The sequence below is a fragment of the Pseudoalteromonas sp. 20-92 genome (assembly GCF_030847595.1).
In the GTDB taxonomy this organism is placed as follows: Bacteria; Pseudomonadota; Gammaproteobacteria; order Enterobacterales; family Alteromonadaceae; genus Pseudoalteromonas; species Pseudoalteromonas fuliginea.
The window spans coordinates 39,398-63,111 of sequence record NZ_JANJGQ010000013.1; the positions used below are offsets into that span (position 1 = coordinate 39,398).

The following is a 23,714-nucleotide window of genomic DNA, read 5'->3' on the forward strand; positions in this document are numbered from 1 at the left end:
TTTTTTAATAAAATATAACTTAATACGACCTAATTAATACGTAATAGTATGAGCATCTTTAAGGTATTGAAATAATTCTTTATAACCTTTACCTGGCTTTTCAGCTTTCGCTTCTTTTGCTGCATTACGAACTAATTGGCGCATTTGTTGACGATCAAGAGATGGAAACTGCTCAATAGTCTCATTGATAAGGTCATCACCTTGCTCAATTAAATCTGAACGTAATTGCTCAATTTTTTTGACCAATACTTCAGCTTGGTTATTTTTATTAAGCATTACATCGATAATCGCTTTAATATCATCAATGTTTTCTACAGTACGCAGTGTTTTAGCGATGTAGTTTAAGTGGCGGCGGTACGCGTCGCTTTTGTTACTTATTTTATCAGCAACAACCATCGCTTCTTTTAAATCGTCATTTAATGGCAGGCGTTCGCGCTGTTTTTTACCCATTTTGGCAATTTCAGTACCTAACTGATGAAACTCTTGCGCTTCGCGTTTAAGCTCCGTTCTTGATACATATTCAATTTCTTCTTCAATTTCAGCAGGCTTGCCTTTTTTCTTTGCCATGGGGTGCTCTTAAATAAAAATAACTTTTACCATTATACATGAATATGATACTTAGGAATATTAGCTGATGTGATGCATTGAGTGTGTTAGCATTTAAATATAAGAAATGCGTGCATTATGCCTCTAAGGCTCAGGACTTAATTTATGAAAAGCCAACAAAACGATCCAATTTATTCTCAAATATCGCAAGTTAAAGATGCGGTATCAGAAGTACTCGAACATGCTAAAAAATTAGGTGCTACAGCTGCAGAAGCTGCTATGTCTAGCACGTCTGGTTTATCGGTTAGCACACGAATGGGTGAAGTAGAAACCATTGAGTTTAACCAAGATGGCGGCTTAGGCATTAGTGTATATGTTGGTAACAATAAAGGTTCGGCGTCGACGGCTGATTTAAATCCAAAAACATTGCGCACGGTAGTCGAAAAAGCGATTGATATAGCCAAATTTACATCGGATGATCCATTCAACGGCGTTGCTGATAAAGAGTTACTTGAATTTAATCCTAAAGATTTAGATTTATACCATCCTTGGGATGTAAGTCCTGAGGAAGGTCTTGAGCTTTGTCATGCTGCTGAGCAAGCTGCATTAAATGCAGACGAGCGCATTGTTAACTCTGATGGTGCGAGTTTTTCATCGCATCAGGGATTACGTGTTTATGGTAACAGCCACGGTTTAATTGCAGGCTTTCCACGTACTCGTCACAGTATTAGTACTATGGTAATAGGTCAAGATGGCGAGCATATGCAGCGCGACTCTGCTTATACGGTTGCACGCGATCAGGCTGGTTTAAATGATGCGGCGGCAGTGGGTCTTGAAGCGGCAGCTGAAACTTTGGCTAAATTAAACAGCCAAAAGTTAGGCACAATGAAAGTGCCTGTTATTTTTAGAGCCGATATTGCAAATTCATTGTTTGGTCACTTGGTGTCGGCAATTGGTGGTGGCGCGCTTTATCGTAAATCAAGTTTTTTACTTGATAGCTTAGGCACTCAGGTATTTAGTAATTGTGTGAATATTGCTGAGCGCCCACATATTTTAAAAGGGTTGGCATCGTCACCGTTTGATAGCGAAGGTGTTAAAACATTCGATAGAGAAATTATTCAAGGCGGCGAGTTACAAACGTATTTATTAGCATGTTATGCCGCGCGTAAAATGAACATGACGCCAACAGGACATGCTGGCGGTATACATAACTGGCTTGTTGAGCAAACTCATAACGATTTAACTGCACTATTAAAAACCATGGACACTGGCTTATTAGTTACAGAGCTAATGGGGCAGGGCGTAAATACCGTAACGGGTGACTACTCTCGTGGTGCTGCTGGTTTTTGGGTTGAAAATGGTGAAATCCAATATCCTGTAAGTGAAATTACCATTGCTGGTAATTTAAAAGATATGTTTAAAGGCATATCTGCTATTGGTGGTGACATAGAGCGTCGTGGTGGTATTCAAACTGGCTCAGTATTAATAGAGCAAATGCAAATAGCTGGCGCGTAGTACTAATACGCAGTGTATACTTAGACCCAGAGTATTATCTCTGGGTCTAAGTGAGCTTTTACGAGGTGTAAAATGGCTAAAGATAGATATGCACCAAAACCGCTAACCGATATTATGGCGGGGTTAAATAATCGTTTATCGGCTTATGCAGGCAAAAGCCAAGCACTTGATACACAGCAAACACTACTTAAAGATTTTTTAGGTCCTAAATTGGGTGATAAATGCCGAGTCAGTAATTACCGAGACGGCACGCTAATGATAGAGGCGGTATCTGCACCTATCGTGCTTAGGCTTAATTATTTAAAAATGGATATGCTTTCACACTTTAGAGCAGCTGGAATGGCAGAGCTCGGACAAATAAAAATAACTGCAAACCCTCAAGCAACTCAAAGATTAAGTACAGCGAATAAGTCGGGCAGTCCTGCAGTTACCAACTCACGTAAAATGAGTGAGCAAACAGCGGATTACTTAAACGCGATAGCATCGTCTGCGCCCCCTTCATTAAAAGAAAAACTAGAGCGTTTAGCGCTTCACGGAAAAAATAAAAGCAAGCCTTAACTACCCACTATCTTGTTATTGGTGGGGCTAATTTGGCAGCTCACCGCATTCAAAATACTTTGTTACATATTCCATTTTATTGTTGGTCTAATGAGGTTTATGATACTGCGTGGTGTGCTTTATTATTTAAAGCTCCCTTGATACCCATTCCATTAAGTAAAAGCGTACAGGCAGTGCTATTTTTACTCCTGCTATATTCAAGAATTTAATGGAGTTGGTATGTGATACCAACCTGCATAAATCTTTGATCAATTTAACGAATTAAATTGCACTATAACGTCGTTAAAAATTTTTTATTTAGAACACAACTAGATACAAAAACTTTTGCCTAGTTCTAGCGTAATTTTCTTAACGTTAAATAGACCCCATACATAAGCAGATTGGTATGATTTAATTCTAACTAACAAACGGAATCATTATGAATAAAGTAACAATGGCTGCTGCAAGTATTGCACTTGCACTTGGCTTGGTAGGTTGTGGTGAAAAACAACAAGAAGCTAAAGTAACCGATACTCCGGTAGTAACAGCACCCGCTGAAAAGCCACTAGAGCTTGGTATTGAATTAGCCAATATGGATAGTTCAGTACGCGCACAAGACGATTTTTACTACCATGTAAATGGTCAGTGGTTAGCTAAAACTGAAATACCAGGTGATAAATCTAACTACGGTTCTTTTTCGCAGTTATATGATGAGTCGCAAAAAGCGATGAAAATAGCCCTTGAAAGTGCAGCCGCAAACAAAGCCGCTAAAAAAGGCAGTGATGAGTACAAAATTGGTGCATTTTATAAAAGCTATATGAATAAAGATGCGCGTAATGAGCTAGGTATTACGCCATTACAACCGTCATTAGATACAATTGATAGCGTTAAATCTAAAGCTGATTTAGTGGGTTTAATGGCTAAAATTCAAAAACAAGGCGGTACTTTACCGTTTGGTTGGTTTGTAAATAACGATGCTAAAAATTCAAGCGAGTATGCATTGTATTTATCTCAGTCGGGTCTTGGTTTACCAGATCGTGACTATTACTTAAAAGATGACGAAAAATTCACTAAAATTCGCGCTTCTTACGAGCAATATATCACTGATGTTTTAGCAAAGTCAGGCGTTAAAAATGCAGCAGAAGCAGCTAAGAGCGTACTTGCATTTGAAAAAACACTAGCTGATGCTCAGTGGAGCCGTGTGCAAAGCCGTGATGCAACTAAATCTTATAACAAGATGACAGTAGCAGATGCAAGCAAGTTGATGGGTGACCTTGATTTAGCTGCATTCTTTAAAGATGCAGGCGTGAGTGCAAGTGACATTATTGTACGTCAACCAAGCTACTTAGAAGCACTTGCTACTATTTACAAAGACACTGATTTAGCGACGTGGAAAAACTACTTAAAATTTCATTTTGTAAGTGGTTATGCAGAGCTACTTAGTGAAGATTTAGTTAACCTTAACTTTGACTTTTACAGCACAACACTTCGTGGCGTAGAAGAACAAGCACCTCTTTGGAAGCAAGCGGTTGATGCATCTAACAGTGTACTTGGTGAAATTTTAGGTAAGGTATACGTTAAAGATAACTTCCCGCCAGAAGCTAAAGCACGCATGGAAGAGCTAGTTGATAACGTAATTAAAGGTTATGGCGTTGCTATCGAAAATCTTGAGTGGATGAGCCCTGAAACAAAGCTTGCAGCGAAAGAAAAACTAGACAAATTTACACCTAAAATTGGTTACCCAGACACGTGGAAAGATTACTCAGAGCTAGAGATTAACTCAGACGAGCTAGTAGGCAATTACATTCGTTATAGCGAATGGGCATACGCAGACATGATTGCTAAATTGGGTAAACCAGTTGATCGCTCTGAGTGGCACATGACTCCGCAAACAGTAAATGCGTATTACAATCCAGTAAACAACGAAATTGTATTTCCAGCCGCTATTTTACAACCGCCATTCTTTAATTTAGAAGCGGATGATGCTGTAAACTACGGCGCAATTGGCGCGGTAATTGGGCATGAGCTTGGCCACGGTTTTGACGACCAAGGTGCTAAATACGACGGTGACGGTAACTTACGTAACTGGTGGAGTGAGACTGACCTTAAGCAATTTGAAGAGCGTACAGCGGCTTTAGTTGCACAGTATAACGAATATAAACCATTTGAAGATGCAAGTGTTAATGGTGAGCTAACGCTTGGCGAAAACATTGGTGACTTAGGTGGATTAACCGTTGCGCATAAAGCGTATATGCTCTCTTTAGGTGATAAAAAAGCACCCGTGATAGATGGTTACACAGGCGATCAACGTTTCTTTATGGGTTGGTCACAAATCTGGCGTCGTAACTACCGCGATGAAGAGTTACGTAATCGTTTATTAACAGACCCTCATTCACCAAGCCACTACCGTGTAATCGGTATCTTGTCGAACATGCCTGAGTTTTACGAAGCGTTTGACGTAAAAGAAGGTGATAAAATGTATATCAAACCAGAAGACCGCGTAAAAATCTGGTAATTGCATTGCTATAAATAACAAAAAACCAGTAAGTTTTTAGCTTACTGGTTTTTTTGTATCTTGAATTTGTTCATCGACTAAGCACGCGTGCATCCATTCTTCGTTACTCAGTATGTTTTTATAAAGCGCGAGTTGGTTTTGTGCTCGCTCTAAATTATGCTCTGCATGAGATACTTTAAAGTACACATCGTTATTTAAGTAATCAGTTAAAAAGCGCACACTTAACATGAGTGGCATTATTTTAGCGCCTAGCAGCAGGCTGTCTTGTTCTTTTGTGCTCATGCTACTTTTTAATGGCGTTACATAGCCTTTAACAATGGCTGAAAATATATCTTTTCGAATAACAACGTTGTGTAAGTCTGTTGAATCCTCGGCTTCGGGGGAGCAAAATGTACGTACCATGTCACCAAAGTCATAAAGCCAAAATCCTGCCATACAGGTGTCTAAATCAATAACTGCTTTTGCTTTGTGAGTTATATTACAAAACAGCATATTATTTATTTTTGTATCGTTATGACACACTCTAAGCGGTATGTGTTTAGCTACCTGACTAAGCTCAGTAATTAAATGCTGCTGCGTTAAGCAATACTCTATTTCACTAGCGCAGTGCTTTACTCTATTAACTACGTTGTTAGTGATTGCGGTATTTAATTGCTCAAAGCGCATCGCTAAGTTATGAAAATCAGGAATTACAGTGTGTAGCTGTTGCGCATCAAAATCTTGTAATACATGAGCAAATACGGCAAAGGCGTAAGCCGCTTGCTCGCTCTGCTGGGTATTTTTAACAACGTCTTCGCTGTAGCTATCGCTAATATAGTTAAGGACGCGATAATACGCATTATCAATTTTTATTAAGTGTTCGTCGTTTTGTGTAGCTATATGTTTGATTATTTCAAGCGGGTAATTATTTTGCAGTTGTTTAGCATTTAAATGCTGCTCAATTAGTTTTGCATTACTCACTAACTGAGCAGGGTTTTTAAATACCTCAGTATTTAGTTTTTGCACAATAAACTGTTTATCAATACTTGTAAGTAGCCATGTACTATTTATATGGCCGCTACCAATCGCACTAACTTGAGTTAACTCAGGAGGCAGTGCTAACAGTTCGCTTAGCTTATTTTGTATTGAGATATTCATTGTGCTCACTTATGCTCTTTTTTATGCGTATCGGGCAACTATTTTTTCGATAATTTCAGCATTCGCTTCAGGAAAATCATAATTTTCTAATTCAGTAATTGCTACCCATTCGCTAGGTTGCCCTTCAGCGCCATGTGCCTCACCGCTAAAGTTACTTACTACGTGTACATCTAATTTAACGCATTTATCGCCGTAGTCATGTTCAATCACCATCAATTGGCTAGAGCTGTGAATGGTTAGTCCAACTTCTTCAATAAGCTCGCGTTTAAGTGCAACAAACACACTTTCTCCAGCTTCGACTTTACCACCAGGAAATTCCCATAAACCGCCTTGATGTTGTTCATCTGCACGTTTACAAATGAATATAGCGTTATTTTTCTTAATAACACCAACAGCTACATGTACAATTTCTATAGTCATTACTTTAAAACTCCATAAAAAAAAGCGACGCTAGCGCCGCTTTTTAATAAGCTACTGACAATATTGGGTTATTTTAATTTACCGCAACACTGTTTGAATTTTTGACCTGATTTACAAGGACAAGGGTCATTACGACCTACTTTTGGTTCTGTACGAGCCATTACTGTCGCTGTTTCTGGCGCTTCGCCACCTACGTGCTCAGCTTCTTCATGTTTGTATTCGCGAGGAGCATTTTCACTTTTACGGTGTTGCTCTTCTACTTTTTCAACATCTTCTTCTGCGCGTACTTGTACTTTACTTAGAATGCTTACAACATCTACTTTCAAGTTTTCAAGCATTTCAGAGAACAGCTCAAACGATTCACGCTTGTACTCTTGCTTAGGATTCTTTTGCGCGTAACCACGTAAATGAATACCTTGGCGTAAATGATCCATAGCAGCCAAGTGATCTTTCCAATGCTGATCAAGGCTCTGTAGCATAATCGCTTTTTCGAATTGACGTAAAACAGAATCGCCAACTTGCTCTTCTTTTTGCTTGTATGACTGCTCAACCGCCTGCTCAATACGCTCACGAAGTTTTTCTTCGTATAGTTTATTGTCATCTGCTAACCACTGAGTAATAGGTAACTCAATTAAGAAGTCTTGTTTTAAACGCTCTTCAAGGCCAGGAATATCCCACATTTCAGCAAGGCTTTGCGGTGCAATGTACTGATCAATTGTATTGCTAAGTACGTCACCACGAATTGCAGTAATAGTTTCTGAAATATCACCTTCTTCAAGTAGTTCGTTACGCTGAGAGTAAACAACACGACGTTGATCGTTTGCTACATCATCGTACTCAAGTAGTTGCTTACGTACATCAAAGTTACGTGCTTCTACTTTACGCTGTGCATTTTCAATTGCACGGTTTACCCATGGATGTTCAATTGCTTCACCGCGTTGCATGCCTAATTTACGCATCATGTTCGTCATGCGCTCACCGGCAAATATACGCATTAGCGCATCGTCCATCGATAAGTAAAAACGGCTTGAACCAGCATCACCTTGACGACCAGAACGACCACGTAATTGGTTGTCTATACGACGAGATTCGTGACGTTCAGTACCTATGATATGTAAACCGCCGGCATCAATTACTGCATCATGGCGAATTTTCCAAGCGGCTTTAATTTCAGCTATTTGTTCATCAGTTGGGTTTTCAAGTTTTTCAACTTCACTGTTCCAGTTACCACCTAACACGATATCGGTACCACGACCGGCCATGTTTGTTGCAATTGTTACTGTACCTGGTAGGCCAGCGTCTGAAACGATATCTGCTTCTTGCGCATGAAATTTAGCATTAAGTACGTTGTGCTTAATTTTTTCTTTGCGTAAAAACTGCGATAGATACTCAGAGCTTTCAATTGAAATAGTACCAACTAGCACAGGTTGTCCGCGCTCTTGGCAATCTTTAATATCAATTAAAATAGCTTCGTATTTTTCTTCTTGCGTTAGGTAAACTAAATCGGCGCGATCGTCACGAACCATCGGCTTGTTAGTTGGCATAACAACGGTATCAAGGCCGTAGATTGACTGAAATTCAAATGCTTCAGTATCGGCAGTACCTGTCATACCTGCTAATGTTTCGTATAAACGGAAGTAGTTTTGGAACGTAATAGAGGCAAGCGTTTGGTTTTCATTTTGAATTTTCACACCTTCTTTAGCTTCAACAGCTTGGTGTAAACCTTCTGACCAACGTCGACCTTCCATTGAACGACCCGTATGCTCATCGATAATGATTACTTCGTTTTCTTTTACAACGTAATCAACATCTTTTTGGTATAGCTTATGAGCACGAAGGGCGGCATAAACATGGCTTAGTAGCGTAATGCTTGCTGCTGAATAAAGCGAATCGCCTTCTTCAATTAAGCCGCGCTCAGTAAGTAGCTCTTCTACTTTAATTTGACCACGTTCTGTTAAATGAACTTGCTTAGACTTTTCATCAATCGTGTAATCGCCGTCACCTTCAATGCCTTCTTCGTCTTCTTTTTCTTGAAGTTCAAGTAAAGGCACGATGGTGTTTATTTCAGTGTATAGCTCAGAGCTATCCTCAGCTGGGCCTGAAATAATAAGGGGGGTACGTGCTTCATCAATTAAGATTGAATCCACTTCATCGACTACAGCATAGAATAATGGACGCTGTACGCGTTCATCAATGCTAAAAGCCATGTTGTCACGAAGATAGTCAAAACCAAATTCGTTATTTGTACCGTAAGTAATATCAGCAGTGTACGCTAACTTTTTCTGCTGTGGCATCATACCTGGTACGTTACAGCCTACAGTAAGGCCTAAAAATTCAAACAACGCACGGTTTGTTTCGGCATCACGCTTAGCAAGATAGTCATTCACGGTAATTACATGAACGCCTTTACCGGTTAAACCATTTAAATAAGCAGGTAAAGTCGCTGTAAGTGTTTTACCTTCACCAGTACGCATCTCTGCGATGCGGCCTTCATGTAAAACCATGCCGCCTAATAGCTGTACGTCAAAGTGGCGCATGCCATTAACGCGTTTTGACGCTTCACGCACCACGCCAAAGGCTTCAGGTAAAATATCGTCTAGACTTTGCCCGTTATCGTAACGTTCTCTAAACTCGGCTGTTTTAGCTTTTAAATCTTCATCAGAAAGCGCTTCAAGTTGCGTTTCTAGCGCATTAATTAGCGCGACCGTCTTTCTAAAGTTTTTAATAGTGCGGTCATTGCGACTACCAAAAAGCTTGGTAAATAAATTAGATATCATGATAAAACCGTTACAATGTATTCTTTGTCAGCCGAGTATCGGCTAACCCATTTTTAATAATTGGTAATTAATATATGCTTTTAAGTAACACTTAGAACATATTAATTAGCAATTTTGTATTAAACCGCTAAAAAGCACTGTTTATTACGTGCGCTACTATACCAGACTCTGCCAAACAACAAACTATCTCAATAAAAAGATCTGTATATAAAATCGAAAAATTTGATCTGGTTCGTAAAAATAACTTTGTATTACCCAATTACAGTAAAAATAGTAGCGAACTGTAAAGATATGGTGCTAAATAAATTAAAAACAAGGGGGGGCATTCATGCTTAAATTTAACGCATGGATATGAATTCTAAACGCGCTATTTTTGCACCTAATCTATTTGATTAACCAACAACAATACTTCAAAAATGATTGATTGGTTTTTGTAAAATAATTTTTTACATCAGTGCACATACGCTTTTGATTTAGTAGAGTGGTTATAATCATATCTAGTTTTAATTTGAATTAAAGTTAGGTTTTTACACTTGTTTTCCTTATAAAATAAAGGTTTAGGTGAAAATGAAAAATAAAAGCAATAAATTGGTAGTATTAGGTGCAGGTTGGTTAGGACATGCTTTATGCGTAAGTGCGCAAAAAGCTGATTGGCAAGTACAAGGAACGCATAGAACAGATATACACGAGTTTGATTTTGAGCGTCAGTTTGCACTTGAAGATGGGCAACTAACACATCAAATTGATTTACAAGATGCTTATTGGGTATGTGCTATTCCACCACGTAGCAGGCACAGTGAAAGTAATTATCCTGAAGCACTCACCGCAGCGCTTAAGCTTTCAAGGGAGTTAAACGCAAAGGGCTTTTTATTGTGCTCATCAACCGGGGTATACGATCAAGAGCCTGGTGTGTATAGCGAAAGTAGCGATATTTCATGCACAAACGAGCGCCAAATAAAGCTCTATGAAGCTGAAGAGCAAGTGCTTGAACAAGATGGCAAAGTACTTCGTTTAGCTGGCTTACTAGGGCCTAATAGAGAGCCGGGGCGTTTTGTGGCAGGCAAAGAGCTCAATACATCAAGTGAGCAAGTAGTAAATATGGTGCATCAACAAGATGTAATTAATGCTATTTTTGCGGTGATAGAGCACTGGCAAGTAGGGCAAAATATTTATAATGTGGTTAATCCTGCGCACCCCAAAAAAGCTGAATATTACGCGATGAAGTGTCAGCAACATGGTGGTGAAATGCCAACGTTTACAGGAACTGATTCGGCTGAGCGCAAAGTATTAGGCTCAGCCATTGAAGCCTTAGGGTTTAGCTATCAGCACGGTATTTAATATGCTGAAGGCAGGGGACTGCTCTCTATGAAGTCGCATAGCTTACCTTCACTTAGTAATGTATTAGCAGCTTCGATATCGGGAGCAAAGTAGCGGTCTTTATCATAATAACTCACATGTTCGCGTAACAACGCTTTAGCGCTTTGCACTTTATTTGATGGTTCAAGCGGCTTTCTAAATTCTAGCCCTTGAACCGATGCTAACCATTCTATTGCCAAAACACCTTGGGTATTATTGGCCATTTCATCTAAGCGCCTTGCTGCAAAGGTTGCCATAGAAACATGATCTTCTTGATTTGCAGATGTAGGCAAGCTATCGACCGAAGCCGGATGCGCTAATGATTTGTTTTCTGACGCAAGCGCTGCTGCGGTAACTTGGGCAATCATAAATCCTGAATTTACACCGCCGTTTTCAACTAAAAATGGCGGTAATTTGGATAGGTTTGAATCGATAAGTAATGCAATTCGCCTTTCTGCTAATGCGCCAATTTCGGCAATTGCGATAGCTAAGTTATCGGCGGCCATTGCAACGGGCTCTGCATGAAAGTTTCCTCCCGATATTATGTCGCCTACATCGGCAAAAACTAGCGGATTGTCGGTTACACCGTTCGACTCGCATAGCAACACTTCTGCAGCTTGGCGTATCTGAGTTAGGCAAGCACCTAGCACTTGAGGTTGGCAGCGAAGGCAGTATGGATCTTGTACTTTTTCACAATTGACGTGGGAATCACTAATCTGAGAGTGCGTATCGAGTAGGTCTCTAAATACTTGAGCGGTGTCTATTTGTCCGCGCTGACCACGAATATCATGAATACGTGCATCAAATGGCGCGCGACTGCCCATTGCAGCTTCTATGCTTATTGAGCCGATAACGCAGCTTTGTGCATATAAGTTCTCGCTTCTAAATAGCCCCTGAAGTGCAAACGCAGTCGACGCTTGTGTACCATTTAATAATGCTAGGCCTTCTTTGGCTGCAAGTGTTAGGGGTTCAAGTCCCGCTATTTTTAACCCTTGTGCTGCGCTAATTATTTCTCCTTTATGTCGCATTTGACCTTCAGCTAATAAAGGTAGGCACATATGCGCAAGAGGGGCTAAATCTCCCGATGCCCCCACGGAGCCTTTTTTAGGCACGCATGGATATACTTCGCTACTAAGCAGCTGCATAAAAAATTTGATTACTTGCAGACGAATGCCCGAATAGCCGCGCGAAAGCGAATTTACTTTTAAGGTGATCATTAACCTTACTGTGCTGTCATCCATGTATTCGCCAATACCCGCAGCGTGTGAAAGTACAATGGAGCGCTGTAATAATTCAAGTTCGTCATCGGCAATTTTGGTATTGGCTAATAATCCAAAGCCGGTGTTAATTCCGTATACAGTGCGGTGTTCATTAATAACGTTTTGAACGGTTTGCGCGCTTGCTGCTATTTGCGACTCGGCATGTTTTGCAAGGCTTAACTTTACCGCTGAATTATTAATTTTTCTTAGTGTGTTTAAATCAAGTGTTCCGGGAGTGAGAGTAAGTTCGAACATGATCATTCCTCGTTTAACATAGGTAGGTCTAAATTTTGCTCTTTAGCGCAGTTTTTTGCTATGTCGTATCCAGCATCAGCATGGCGCATTACACCCGTTGCAGGGTCATTCCACAGTACGCGAGCAATACGCTCTTTAGCTTCATCAGTACCATCGGCAACAATAACTACACCAGAGTGCTGACTAAATCCCATGCCTACACCGCCACCATGATGAAGTGACACCCAAGTAGCGCCACTTGCGGTATTAAGCAGTGCGTTGAGTAATGGCCAATCTGATACTGCATCTGAGCCATCTTTCATGCTCTCTGTTTCGCGGTTAGGGCTGGCAACTGAACCAGAATCGAGGTGATCGCGACCAATAACGATAGGGGCTTTAAGTTCGCCATTTTTAACCATTTCATTAAAGGCCAGTGCAAGGCGCGCTCTATCTTTAAGTCCAACCCAGCAAATACGTGCAGGTAAACCTTGGAATTGTATGCGTTCCCGCGCCATATCAAGCCAGTTATGCAAATGTGCATCATCAGGAATAAGTTCTTTTACTTTGGCGTCGGTTTTATATATATCTTCAGGGTCGCCTGATAATGCTACCCATCTAAATGGTCCAATACCTTCACAAAATAAAGGGCGAATATAGGCAGGTACAAATCCAGGAAAATCAAATGCGTTGGTAACACCCTCATCAAACGCCATTTGACGAATATTATTACCGTAATCAGTAGTGGCGGCTCCGGCTTTTTGTAGTGCCAGCATAGCTTTAACTTGGACTGCCATTGATTGTTTAGCAGCTTTTACTACGGCTTTTGGATCTTGCTCACGCATTTTTGCAGCGTGATCCATTGTCCAGTTTTGTGGTAAGTAACCATTCAATGGATCGTGAGCCGATGTTTGATCTGTAACTACATCAGGGGTAATGCCTGTTTTAACCAGTGTACTAAAAATATCGGCAGCGTTACCTAGTAAACCCACTGAGAGGGCTTTACCTTTAACACATGCATCGGTTATTAATTGCAGTGCGTGTTCAAGACTTGTTGCTTTTACATCAACGTAGCCTGTTTTTATACGAAAATCGATACGGCTTTCATCACATTCAACAACCAGTGCACTAAAGCCAGCCATTGTAGCTGCAAGTGGTTGCGCACCGCCCATACCACCAAGACCACCTGTTAATACCCACTTACCACTAGCGCTACCTGCAAAGTGTTGCTTTGCCATAGCTACAAAGGTCTCGTAAGTTCCTTGTACTATGCCTTGCGAGCCAATATAAATCCAAGAACCCGCCGTCATTTGCCCGTACATCATCAAGCCTTTTTTATCGAGCTCATTAAAGTGCTCCCAATTTGCCCAGTGTGGAACAAGATTTGAGTTAGCAATAAGCACGCGAGGGGCATTACAGTGGGTTTTAAATACACCAACGGGTTTTCCTGATTGTACAAGCAGGGTTTCGTCGCTTTCGAGTCTATCGAGGGTTTCTATAATTTTGTCATAACTTGGCCAATCACGAGCCGCTCGGCCAATACCACCATACACAACAAGTGCATGAGGATGCTCTGCAACTTCAGGGTCTAAGTTATTCATTAGCATGCGCTTAGCAGCTTCTGTTTGCCAGCTTTTAGCACTTATTTTATCGCCATGAGGTGCACGTATTACGCGACTTGTGTCGAGTCGGTTGTTCATGTTTTGCTCCTGTTGTATATACAAGGTGATTTGTTATAAAAAAAGCGCAGTAAGCGCTATTGTTTGTTATTTTTTAAATGTTAAGTGACCACCTAAGCGATATTTACTGCCTGGTGATACAAGGCGCGCAAAGCTTACAATGCCGTTAATAGACCATGTGCGTCGAATAACTTGTAAGCATGGCTCTTCGTTATATAAGTTTAACCATTGGCACATTTCGCTGTTTGGCATAATAGCCTCTACGGTATGCCTTGCTTGGGTAAGTGGGGCAACACTAGATAGATATTCATGAGGTGTAAGCATGCTAAAGTCTTGTTGTAAGTAGCCAGTCGCAAGGGCAGGATTTACAAAACGCTCTTCTAGCTGCAAAGGGCTGTCGTTTTCGTTATGCACAAGTACACTTCGATATACAACACTGTCAACCTCAACACCAAGTGCAATGGCAATAGGTGCGACTGCATTTATTGATTCGAGTATGAGTACGCTACAGGTGTAGTTGCCGTTACGCTCTTTTACTTCATCAGCAATATTTTTTATTTCAAGTAACGATGACTGCGATTTAAATGTAGCTACAAATGTACCTAACCCTTGGCTGCGGGTTAAAATACCAGCCTCGGTTAGTTCGCTTAGTGCTCGGCGGGCTGTCATCCTGCTTACACTAAATTGACTACTTAGTTCGTTTTCAGAGGGAACACGTTGGTTTTCTTGCCACGTACCGCTGCGAATTTTATCGACAATGAATTGTTTTATTTGCGCAAATTTAGGTGTCGTCATTAAATTTATGGTTACATTAAAAATAAACTATATAAATAAGATGACACAATTATCTTGTATATACAAGATGGGTTGTTAGACTATATTTTCATTATTCACGGTGTAAAAAGGGCTGCAATATGCAAAGCACAACACAAAATTATGAGTTAGAAGAAATCGACTTACTTTTAACTGATGCCAATATTGCCACTATGGATAGCAATATAAATGCCCCTTATGGCGCAATTGAAAATGCTGCTATAGCCATTAAAAATGGTAAAATTGCGTGGATTGGAGAGCAATCAATATTGCCTAGTTTTGATGTGTTTGCAACGCCGACATTGAGTGTAAAAGGACAATGGTTAACGCCAGGCCTAATAGACTGTCATACGCACTTAGTATTTGCAGGTTCAAGATCGCAAGAGTTTGAACAGCGCTTGCAGGGTGTAAGTTATGAGCAAATCGCAGCACAAGGTGGTGGCATAGCAAGTACGGTTAAAGCCACAAGAGCAGCCGATCGTGAACAGCTATTTGTTGATGCAAAAGATCGCTTAAATACGTTGTTAAAAGAAGGTGTAACAACCGTTGAAATAAAATCAGGCTATGGACTAGATACTGAAAACGAGATAAAAATATTAGAAGTCGCTCGTTTATTAGGTGAACATCACCCTATTGATATTAAAACTACTTTTTTAGGGGCGCATGCTCTACCGCCTGAATACAAAGGCCGTGCTGATGAATATATTGATTTGGTATGTACTGACATGCTTGATCAGGTAGTGGCTAATAATCTTGCTGATGCAGTCGATGTATTTTGTGAAAATGTAGGCTTTAGTTATTCGCAAACCAAGCGTGTTTTCCAGGCAGCTAAAAAGCATAACCTCCCAGTAAAATGCCATGCTGAACAGTTATCTAATCAACATGGTGCTGAGCTGGTGGCGCAGTTCAATGGCCTTTCGGCGGATCATATAGAGCATCTTGACGAAGAGGGTGTAAAAGCTATGGCAGACGTTGGGACGGTAGCGGTGTTATTGCCAGGCGCTTTTTATTTTTTAAGAGAAACTAAATTCCCACCTATTGAATTACTTAATCAATATAAAGTACCGATAGCTATTGCTAGTGATTTTAACCCAGGTACATCTCCCCTATGTTCAGTGCACTTGATGATGAACATGGCGTGCACATTATTTAGATTAACACCTGAGCAAGCATTAGCTGGTGTTACTCGAAATGCAGCTAAGGCTCTAGGGTTAGATGAGCGTGGTGTTTTAAAGGTTGGCGCAAGAGCTGACATTGCGCATTGGCAAATAAATCATCCGTCACAATTAAGTTACCAATTTGGCGTAAATAGACTGTTAAACTTATGGATTTTGGGTAAACTTAGTTAGTATTAATTTCGTCCATAATAAACATGCTTTTATTGAATTTTTTAGCGAGTACAAGTGGTGCTAATTTGAGTTTTTTAACCGACAGTAACTTCCCGATATTTTTTAGTGGTGCCTTGTTAATGGCAATGATCGCGTCATTATTTACTATAAAAAATAGCGGTATGAAGTTTAGCTACCTATGTATTGCTGTTGTTGGTTTAGCAATTTTAAGTCTGGGTACTGCTTGGTTAGCTATTTTACTTGCCTTTGGGTTTTGTTTTCATTTGTGGCAGGCGTTTGAGCGTAGTAATTGGACTATGATCATCATCAGCTCGTTTGCTAGTTTGTTATTTGTTGTACTTTTTTCTGCACATTTATTATTAGCAATCCCTTTATTTTGGATTGTTATCGCTATTTTATTCTTAGCTGTTGCTGGTTTTATCAGTGAAGATGAATTGGCTGAGGAAGTGATTGTCGAAGATAAAGCGCAAGAAATATTTATTGAAAATTCACCACTTTCTAGCTTTGCAGACAGAAAAAAGTTACGAGAAGGCTATTATGCCTGGTGTGATGATACACCCATAAAGGCAGCACTAGTCATTATTCGCCTAGAGGGCTTTGAACAAGTTAACCAGCAAATAGGGCGAGATTTCGGTGACTTATTACTGACTCAATCAGCAAATAGAATAAAAAAACTATTAGAAAACGATGAGATTGTTGATTTAGGGTCACAAGAAAAACTGGCGCATTTAGGTGGACTTAACTTTGCCTTTATTTGTAGTTTGGCGACTCAAAATCATCTTCATGAGCACGTTATAGAGCACATTCTTGGTGCAACATTAAAACCTTTCAATGTTGCAAACTGTACCGTAGAGGTTAACGCACGAGCAAGTTATGTGGATTGCGGGGCACAAGAAAATAATTTTGATGATTTAATATCCTACGCATATTTAGCGCTTGATAGTCACCCTCAACGAAAGGTGGTCCCGTATCATCAGCAAATGATGGTAGAGCAACTTGAGCAACAAGCACGCCTAAAAGAGTTAGCTAATATCGACTTTTCAAGTGAACTAGAGCTCTATTTTCAACCAATTATTCGTAATGATGATGGAAAAATAGAATTTTTAGAACTGTTGTTACGTTGGCAGCATCCAAAGCAAGGTATTTTATCTGCAAATAGATTTATTGATGATATTAGAATTGCAGGATTGGCTTATCCATTAGCTACTTTTGTGATAGAGCGTGCGGCAGAACTCGCAATGGCATTGCGTATAGAAGGGATAGCAATACCGCTTAGTATTAATGTATTTGGTCCTGAAATGCTTAACGAAGAGTTTGTTGAGTTTGTTGACCGCATCACAAGTGAACATCAACTAGAGGCTGGGGATTTAATTGTTGAATGCCCGTTACACATTTTTACCAATTTAGATAATAAAGGTAGGGCGATGATTGCTAGGCTCAATAACATTGGATTAAAAGTCTGTGTTGATGGGCTCGGTGATAATCCAGTACTACTGTCTAAATTACCCAATTTAGCTGTTGAGTATATTAAAGTTGCACCGTCGTTAACTGCTGATTTTAGCAATCAAAATAATATACGCAGTTTAATTAGTGGCATGGTTGAAATGCATAACCAGCAAAAGACTAAAGTTATTTTTGAGGGCGTAGAAACGTTTGAGCAACTGAGATTTGTTAAAAGTTTAAATGCTTATGCTGCACAAGGTTATTACTTTGGTCATCCATTGAGTAGTATTGGTTTAATGAGCTGGCTAAAGCAGTGGCAGTTAACACAAGGGGAATATATTCCTCCTACTTCACGGTAAATAGCAGTATTTTTTATTTCAATAAAAGTAAGGCGTTTACTAAAGGCCTTCTTTAGCTTGTAAATAGGTATTCACTAGCGCGCTAATTACTTGCCCACAGTGTTGCATGCCATTCTCAATGTTATTTGGATGCTGATTTGGTGCAGCTTCACATAAATGTAAATACTGAGACTGACGGTTTTTAGCGGCTAAATGCACAAAGTGCTCACTGTCGTCCACGTTAAATCCACTGCACGTATAGGCACTTACTGGCATGTAAGAAATGCTGTCTAAATCTACTTCAACTCCAAGTGGTAAGTTATCAAAGCTATTTAGTGCATTATTAACGGCTTGAGTGAGTGTAATATCCCGTCTCACTTTTATCGATTGGTAGCTATTAAATTTAAAATTAGCGTTAGCCATAGCTTCAAGAATAGCTTGATTGTTTTTCAGTTCGTGTAAACCAATCACGTGATAATTATTTAAGAGCTGTTCGTTGTACGCATACCGGAAACCGTTGCCACTGTGACGGCCTTCACAGTCTCTAAAGTCGGCATGAGGATCAAAATTTATGGCATTAACCGGTGTATTTTTATATTTACTTAAAGCACGAATAATACCTAAGCAGTTATTATGCCCCCCGCCAATAATAATTGGCTCAAGACCTGCTTTAAATACAAGGGATAATACATTTTCTACTCGTTCATCGAGTTGCTGACATAAATCTCGTAATTGATTTAACTGTTTAGGCTGTTGATTATCAAGCTGCTTACTTTTTGCCATTAGATCATCAACATTGACTTCACCTAATAAAAGTACTTTTTGTGTAGCAATAAATTGATTATGAGGTTGGTTTAAAAAACGCGTTAAAAAAGCCGGCCACGCTTCGTCTGCACCGCCATTTCCTAGGTTTGCTTTGGGGCCAATATCTTCGCAAATACCGAGTAATACATAGCGAATACCAAACTGTGCGGCATCAATAAGTGCTTGTTGCACATTAACTTGAGTATCGAGCAAGGCCATTGCTTGCCAAGCTTTTTTTTCGTTTGCGCGGATAGAGCAAATCGCTTTAACCGCGCTTTCATCATATACCTTTAAATGATTGGTCACGTTATGCTTCTACGATTTCCAATTCTAGTTCTTCAGCAGATAAAACAATGCCAGTACTGTCAGCATAAATAAAGTCGTCATCAAAAAATGATACACCAGCAAAGTTAACACCTATTGCGTCTTCGCCAGCACCTTCGCTGTCGGCAGCAACCGGTATTGAGGCAATTGCTTGAATACCTAAATCAAGTTCTTCAAGCTCATCGACATGACGTACTGCGCCGTATACAACAATGCCATTCCAGTTATTTTCGAGTGCAAGTTCGGCTATTTCGATGTCGATAAGCGCACGACGAGTTGAACCACCGCCATCAATAAGAAGCACTAAGCCAGTACCATCTTGAGAAAGTAATTCGCGGATCAGTTCATTATTTTCAAAACATTTAACCGTTTTAATGCGACCACCAAAACTGTGGCGACCACCAAAGTTGATGAACATTGGTTCTAGCACGTCAACCACATCAGCAAAGTGGTCGCATAAATCAGAAGTGCTGTAATCCATTATTTTATCCTCAAAAGGTACATTAATTTATACCTCAGTATACCCTCCTCATAAGCAATAACAACGACTTAATCGCAGTAAATTTAGGCAAAATAAGAAGGGAATCAATAAAAGCAACAATAGTGTCTTAAAAGCGTCACGCAATTGTTATTTACAACACCTAAGCTAAAACAGTGTTCATATATTATGCAGCTAGGAGTAAGTGATGGATAGTAATAATATGCTTAAAAAAGTAGCTCAAATAGATGAGCAATTATTTTTAACTCTGTTTAATTGTAAATCGCCTTCATGGCTGAAAGTAATCGCATTTGGACTATCAAAAAGTGGTGATGGTGGCCTTTATCTACTCATATGTGGGGCTGTATGGTGGTTAAGTAACAATGAACCATATCAGTTATTACCAGTAACTTTGCTACTCGGATTTGCGATAGAAAGACCTATCTACTTTTTAGCTAAAAATCGTTTTGCTCGGGTTCGGCCGTGCGATTGTTTAGTTACAAACGCTTACATAGTACCTAGTGATAAATTTAGTTTACCTTCAGGGCACAGTGCAGCCGCATTTTTAGTCGCGGTGATCTTAAGCCATTTTTTTCCTGAATATACTTGGCTATTATTTGGCTGGGCCTCGGGAGTGGCAATTTCTCGAGTTGTACTCGGGGTTCATTTTCCCGCGGATATTATTCTAGGTGCTGTGGTTGGTAGTTCATGTGCGATATTTTCTTTAGCATTAGTGGTGCCTGAATGAAAATATTATATGGTATTCAAGGTACTGGGAATGGTCATATTACTCGCGCTCGGGTCATGGCAAGTGGTTTTAAGGAATTAGGAATTGATGTTGATTATATTTTTTCAGGACGTGCTAAAAAAGACTACTTTGATATGCAAGAGTTTGGGCAGTATAAAAGTTTTCGGGGGTTATCTTTTGATACAGAAAATGGTCAAGTAAAAAGCTATCGAACAGTTAGCAACGCGCGCCCTTGTAAATTGCTTGCAGATATAAAGTCGCTCGATGTAAAACAGTATGATTTTGTACTCAATGACTTTGAGCCAGTTTCTGCATGGGCTGCAAAAAGGGCTGGAATTCCGGTTGTTGGAATTAGCCATCAGGCCGCATTTTTGTCCAGTAGTGTGCCTATGTTTAGTCGCGGGATTTTACGTAAGTCACTTATTAAATACTACGCACCAGCCAATACGTATTTAGGTGTTCATTGGCAGCCTTTCGCGCATAATATTATTCCCCCTTTTATCGCTAATCATCAACATGGCAATCCAGTGGCGGTTATGAATAAAGTATTGGTGTATTTACCTTTCGAAAATTTAGACAGCATTATAGATTATTTAAAAGACTTCCCCGAAAAAGAGTTTTATTGTTATCACCCGCACGCCTGTAATCAATCTATTGGACATATACATTTGCGTTCCCCTTCACGCACTGGCTTTTTAAATGATTTAGCAAATACAAGTGGCGTAATAGGAAACGCAGGGTTTGAGCTTGCTAGTGAAGCATTAAAATTAGGAAAAAAATTATTATTAAAACCTTTAGACGGGCAGTTTGAGCAAGGCGCTAATGCACAAACGCTACTTGCAATGGGTATGGCACATGTAATGAGTTATTTAAATCCCCAAGCGCTTGATGATTGGAATACTGCGCCACAAAATAAACAGATTAATTACCCCAGTGATCCCGCTCCTTTGATTTTTTGGCTGCTTAAAAAACAATGGAATAATACACACTCATTACATAAAGGTTTATGGGGAAGTGTGAATTTATAATGATGAAAACTAAAATTAACAACACTAAATAACTATATAAAATAAAAATCTATTAATTTAATTAGTTGCTTTGACTCAATAAGCTATAATATTAAAGCATATTTAATAAAGGCGTTTGCGATGATTTTTTTACAAAACTTAACTATTAAACGACGTTTGCAATTAAACGCAGTTGTTGTTGGTTTAGCTATGGTGATTCTTTTATGTGTGATCATTTTTGAATCACGTACAACCTTAAACTTAAATAAGACTATTCAATTAGCAGAAGAACTTAATGTACATGCACTAGCACTGCGTAAACATGAGAAAAATTTTCTATTTTATAAGCACGAAGAAGCGTTAACTGAATTTGAAACTGATTTTAAGCAGTTAAGTAGTAAAATTACAAAATTAAAGCAATCAATGAGCCAACAAGATATTTCTGCTGCTCAGGTTGAGCATTTTGAGCAACTAATTAATAGTTATAACAATGATTTTAATACTGTTGTTAAATTACAAAAAGAGATTGGGCTGAATCCTAAAGATGGCTTATATGGTAAGCTCAGAGCTGCTGTGCATGAAGTCGAAGTACTGCTGAAAGAGCAGCAAGACTACAAGCTTTTATCATCTATGTTGCAACTTAGGCGCTCAGAAAAAGATTTTATGCTGAGATTTGATATTAAATACTTAGAGCGATTTAATGAAGGCATAAATACGTTTAAGCAACAGATAGCATCGACTGATCTGCTAAGCAGCTACAAAGCAAAAATAACCCCTTTGATTGATATGTATCAAAATGAGTTTGAAACACTTGTACAAGCGCAAACAGCATTAGGCTTAGACCTTAATTCTGGTGCGTTAGGTGTGATGCGAGAAAGCGTCAATAAAAGCGATGTAATTGTTACTCAAATTGTTAAAGAAACAAAACTACAAGTTGAAAAGAGTGTAGAGCAAGCACAATTTTTAGCCATTTTGGTTTTTGTAATTGCAGGTGTGATTGTTCTAGCGCTTGTTTACTTTACCAGTCACTCAATCATTGTACCTATAGAGCGTGTTTATCACACCATTAACGACATTCGTCGTAATAATGATTTAAGTGTGATGATAGAGCAAACAGGTAAAGATGAAATTACCACCATGACAATCGATTTTAATAGCCTCATTGGTGACTTTAGAAACTTAATAAATGAAGTCAACACGGCTTTAAATACGCTTAATGTAGCCACTGAGCATTTATCAGAAAGCACTGCAGCAACAAGTTCAGGTATGCAAGAGCAACTTCATGAAGCAGATATGGTAGCAACCGCGGCAACTGAAATGCAGGCGACTATTCAAGATATTTCTCATAATACCGAAGCAGCAGCCAAAAAAGCGGAATCGACCAACTTAAGTGCACAGCAAGGGCGTAATGAAGTGGATTCAACGGTTAAGCATATTAGAGACCTATCTGAATCCCTTGGGAATGCATCGAGTGTGGTATCACAGCTCGAAAAAGATGGGGAGACAATTGGTTCTGTGCTTGATGTGATCCGTGGTATTGCTGAGCAAACAAATTTACTCGCACTTAATGCTGCAATTGAAGCTGCTCGAGCTGGTGAGTATGGTCGTGGTTTTGCCGTAGTAGCAGATGAAGTCCGCTCACTTGCACAACGTACACAAGAGTCTACTAGCGAGATTGAAGGGATTATTAATACATTACAACAGCGCACTCAAGAAGTTGTGAGTATTATGCATCAGTGTCGTTCACAAGGCGATGAAAGTGCCTCGCAAGCGATTAAAGCTGGAGAATTATTAGGTGCAATTACGGAAGATGTACAAACTATAATGGAAATGAGTACTCAAATAGCCGTCGCAATTGACGAGCAAAGCCAAGTGGCGTCAGAGGTTAATAAAAATGTAGTGCGTATTCGTGATATTGCTCAAGATGCATCAGGGCATGCCGCGAACAATGCACAAACAAGTGAAGAAGTATCTGAGCAGGCTCGTGTGTTATTTAGCGCGATTGATAAGTTTAAGGTATAAATAAAGCTTGTAAAAAATAACCAATAAAGTTTAAGGAATAAACTTTATTGGTACACTGTCTTTACTTTGCTTGAGCTCAATTACACGCTCTAAATATTCAGCCCACAATGTATCGTGCTGCTCTTGCAGTTTTGCAAAATAGTGCCAGCTAAATAACCCGCTATTATGGCCATCATCAAAATCTAAGCGCAAGGCATAGTGTCCAACAGGTACAATACTTTTTATTCCTACATCTTGCTTATTAAGTACTAGCTTCATTGGACCAGAGCCATGGCCTTGCACTTCAGCAGAAGGGGAGTGAACACGTAAAAATTCACAGCTAAAGACGGCTTGGCTGTCATCATCAAAGTAAACATCTAGATTTTTACTCACACTGTGGTAATGCACTTTTGTTACGTGTTTCATTTAATATATCC

General features: G+C 39.6%; 19 protein-coding genes. 9 read left to right on the forward strand and 10 right to left on the reverse strand.

Features of this window, described 5'->3' with window-relative positions; translation table 11 throughout:
• Positions 1 to 33: 33 nt before the first annotated feature.
• The gene (gene yjgA, locus NRL14_RS12390; RefSeq protein ID WP_002959930.1) at positions 34 to 567 is read right to left on the reverse strand and encodes a ribosome biogenesis factor YjgA; all 534 of its coding nucleotides are present in this window, start codon (positions 565 to 567) and stop codon (positions 34 to 36) included.
• A gap of 144 nt (positions 568 to 711) precedes the next feature.
• Between yjgA and pmbA the strand changes: the two genes are divergently transcribed.
• The 3 genes from pmbA to NRL14_RS12405 all read left to right on the forward strand — a co-directional run bounded on the left by pmbA (position 712) and on the right by NRL14_RS12405 (position 5,113).
• Positions 712 to 2,061, forward strand: coding sequence for a metalloprotease PmbA (gene pmbA / locus NRL14_RS12395; RefSeq protein ID WP_306724782.1), 1,350 nt, complete (start codon positions 712 to 714; stop codon positions 2,059 to 2,061).
• Between the two features lie 72 nt (positions 2,062 to 2,133).
• Complete coding sequence (locus tag NRL14_RS12400) at positions 2,134 to 2,619, forward strand: DUF721 domain-containing protein (RefSeq protein ID WP_306724783.1); 486 nt, start codon at positions 2,134 to 2,136, stop codon at positions 2,617 to 2,619.
• Positions 2,620 to 3,037: 418 nt separating this feature from the next.
• Complete coding sequence (locus NRL14_RS12405) at positions 3,038 to 5,113, forward strand: M13 family metallopeptidase (protein ID WP_306724784.1); 2,076 nt, start codon at positions 3,038 to 3,040, stop codon at positions 5,111 to 5,113.
• 36 nt (positions 5,114 to 5,149) lie between these two features.
• Here NRL14_RS12405 and NRL14_RS12410 read toward each other — a convergent pair whose 3' ends face one another.
• The 3 genes from NRL14_RS12410 to secA all read right to left on the reverse strand — a co-directional run bounded on the left by NRL14_RS12410 (position 5,150) and on the right by secA (position 9,447).
• A complete protein-coding gene (locus tag NRL14_RS12410; protein ID WP_033023715.1) occupies positions 5,150 to 6,250 on the reverse strand; it encodes a phosphotransferase enzyme family protein in 1,101 nt (366 codons plus the stop codon).
• 21 nt (positions 6,251 to 6,271) lie between these two features.
• The gene (gene mutT, locus NRL14_RS12415; RefSeq protein ID WP_007377262.1) at positions 6,272 to 6,670 is read right to left on the reverse strand and encodes an 8-oxo-dGTP diphosphatase MutT; all 399 of its coding nucleotides are present in this window, start codon (positions 6,668 to 6,670) and stop codon (positions 6,272 to 6,274) included.
• Between the two features lie 68 nt (positions 6,671 to 6,738).
• Positions 6,739 to 9,447 carry a preprotein translocase subunit SecA gene (gene secA, locus NRL14_RS12420; protein ID WP_306724785.1) on the reverse strand — a complete coding sequence of 903 codons (2,709 nt, stop codon included), beginning with the start codon at positions 9,445 to 9,447 and terminating at the stop codon, positions 6,739 to 6,741.
• A gap of 567 nt (positions 9,448 to 10,014) precedes the next feature.
• Between secA and NRL14_RS12425 the strand changes: the two genes are divergently transcribed.
• Complete coding sequence (locus NRL14_RS12425; protein ID WP_306724786.1) at positions 10,015 to 10,785, forward strand: NADP-binding protein; 771 nt, start codon at positions 10,015 to 10,017, stop codon at positions 10,783 to 10,785.
• Here NRL14_RS12425 and hutH read toward each other — a convergent pair.
• The 3 genes from hutH to hutC all read right to left on the reverse strand — a co-directional run bounded on the left by hutH (position 10,782) and on the right by hutC (position 14,767).
• Positions 10,782 to 12,317, reverse strand: coding sequence for a histidine ammonia-lyase (hutH, locus tag NRL14_RS12430; protein WP_149613928.1), 1,536 nt, complete (start codon positions 12,315 to 12,317; stop codon positions 10,782 to 10,784). The two genes, NRL14_RS12425 and hutH, sit on opposite strands and share 4 nt — an antisense overlap.
• Before the next feature lie 2 nt (positions 12,318 to 12,319).
• Positions 12,320 to 13,993 carry a urocanate hydratase gene (gene hutU / locus NRL14_RS12435; protein ID WP_149613927.1) on the reverse strand — a complete coding sequence of 558 codons (1,674 nt, stop codon included), beginning with the start codon at positions 13,991 to 13,993 and terminating at the stop codon, positions 12,320 to 12,322.
• 66 nt (positions 13,994 to 14,059) lie between these two features.
• Complete coding sequence (hutC, locus tag NRL14_RS12440) at positions 14,060 to 14,767, reverse strand: histidine utilization repressor (RefSeq protein WP_007377257.1); 708 nt, start codon at positions 14,765 to 14,767, stop codon at positions 14,060 to 14,062.
• A gap of 119 nt (positions 14,768 to 14,886) precedes the next feature.
• Between hutC and hutI the strand changes: the two genes are divergently transcribed.
• A complete protein-coding gene (hutI, locus tag NRL14_RS12445; RefSeq protein WP_149613925.1) occupies positions 14,887 to 16,134 on the forward strand; it encodes an imidazolonepropionase in 1,248 nt (415 codons plus the stop codon).
• A gap of 119 nt (positions 16,135 to 16,253) precedes the next feature.
• Positions 16,254 to 17,936, forward strand: a complete 1,683-nt coding sequence (locus NRL14_RS12450) for a GGDEF domain-containing phosphodiesterase (RefSeq protein ID WP_306724803.1) — start codon at positions 16,254 to 16,256, stop codon at positions 17,934 to 17,936.
• A 39-nt stretch (positions 17,937 to 17,975) separates the two neighbouring features.
• On the opposite strand, the gene NRL14_RS12455 is transcribed toward NRL14_RS12450, so the two are convergent.
• Both NRL14_RS12455 and rraA read right to left on the reverse strand, forming a co-directional pair.
• Positions 17,976 to 19,025, reverse strand: coding sequence for a formimidoylglutamase (locus NRL14_RS12455; protein ID WP_306724787.1), 1,050 nt, complete (start codon positions 19,023 to 19,025; stop codon positions 17,976 to 17,978).
• 1 nt (position 19,026) lies between these two features.
• Entirely contained in the window at positions 19,027 to 19,524 is a 498-nt protein-coding gene (gene rraA / locus NRL14_RS12460) for a ribonuclease E activity regulator RraA (RefSeq protein WP_007377253.1), read from the reverse strand.
• Between the two features lie 205 nt (positions 19,525 to 19,729).
• Between rraA and NRL14_RS12465 the strand changes: the two genes are divergently transcribed.
• From NRL14_RS12465 to NRL14_RS12475, 3 genes are all read left to right on the forward strand, one after another.
• Complete coding sequence (locus NRL14_RS12465; protein ID WP_306724788.1) at positions 19,730 to 20,269, forward strand: phosphatase PAP2 family protein; 540 nt, start codon at positions 19,730 to 19,732, stop codon at positions 20,267 to 20,269.
• Positions 20,266 to 21,297: an MJ1255/VC2487 family glycosyltransferase gene (locus tag NRL14_RS12470; RefSeq protein WP_007377251.1), complete on the forward strand. Its 1,032-nt coding sequence runs from the start codon at positions 20,266 to 20,268 to the stop codon at positions 21,295 to 21,297. The genes NRL14_RS12465 and NRL14_RS12470 overlap by 4 nt, the downstream gene beginning before the upstream one ends.
• A 120-nt stretch (positions 21,298 to 21,417) precedes the next feature.
• Complete coding sequence (locus tag NRL14_RS12475) at positions 21,418 to 23,298, forward strand: methyl-accepting chemotaxis protein (RefSeq protein WP_008137662.1); 1,881 nt, start codon at positions 21,418 to 21,420, stop codon at positions 23,296 to 23,298.
• Positions 23,299 to 23,328: 30 nt separating this feature from the next.
• Here the strand turns inward: NRL14_RS12475 and NRL14_RS12480 are convergent, their stop codons facing one another.
• Positions 23,329 to 23,703: a gamma-butyrobetaine hydroxylase-like domain-containing protein gene (locus NRL14_RS12480; RefSeq protein ID WP_008137660.1), complete on the reverse strand. Its 375-nt coding sequence runs from the start codon at positions 23,701 to 23,703 to the stop codon at positions 23,329 to 23,331.
• Positions 23,704 to 23,714: the final 11 nt, after the last annotated feature.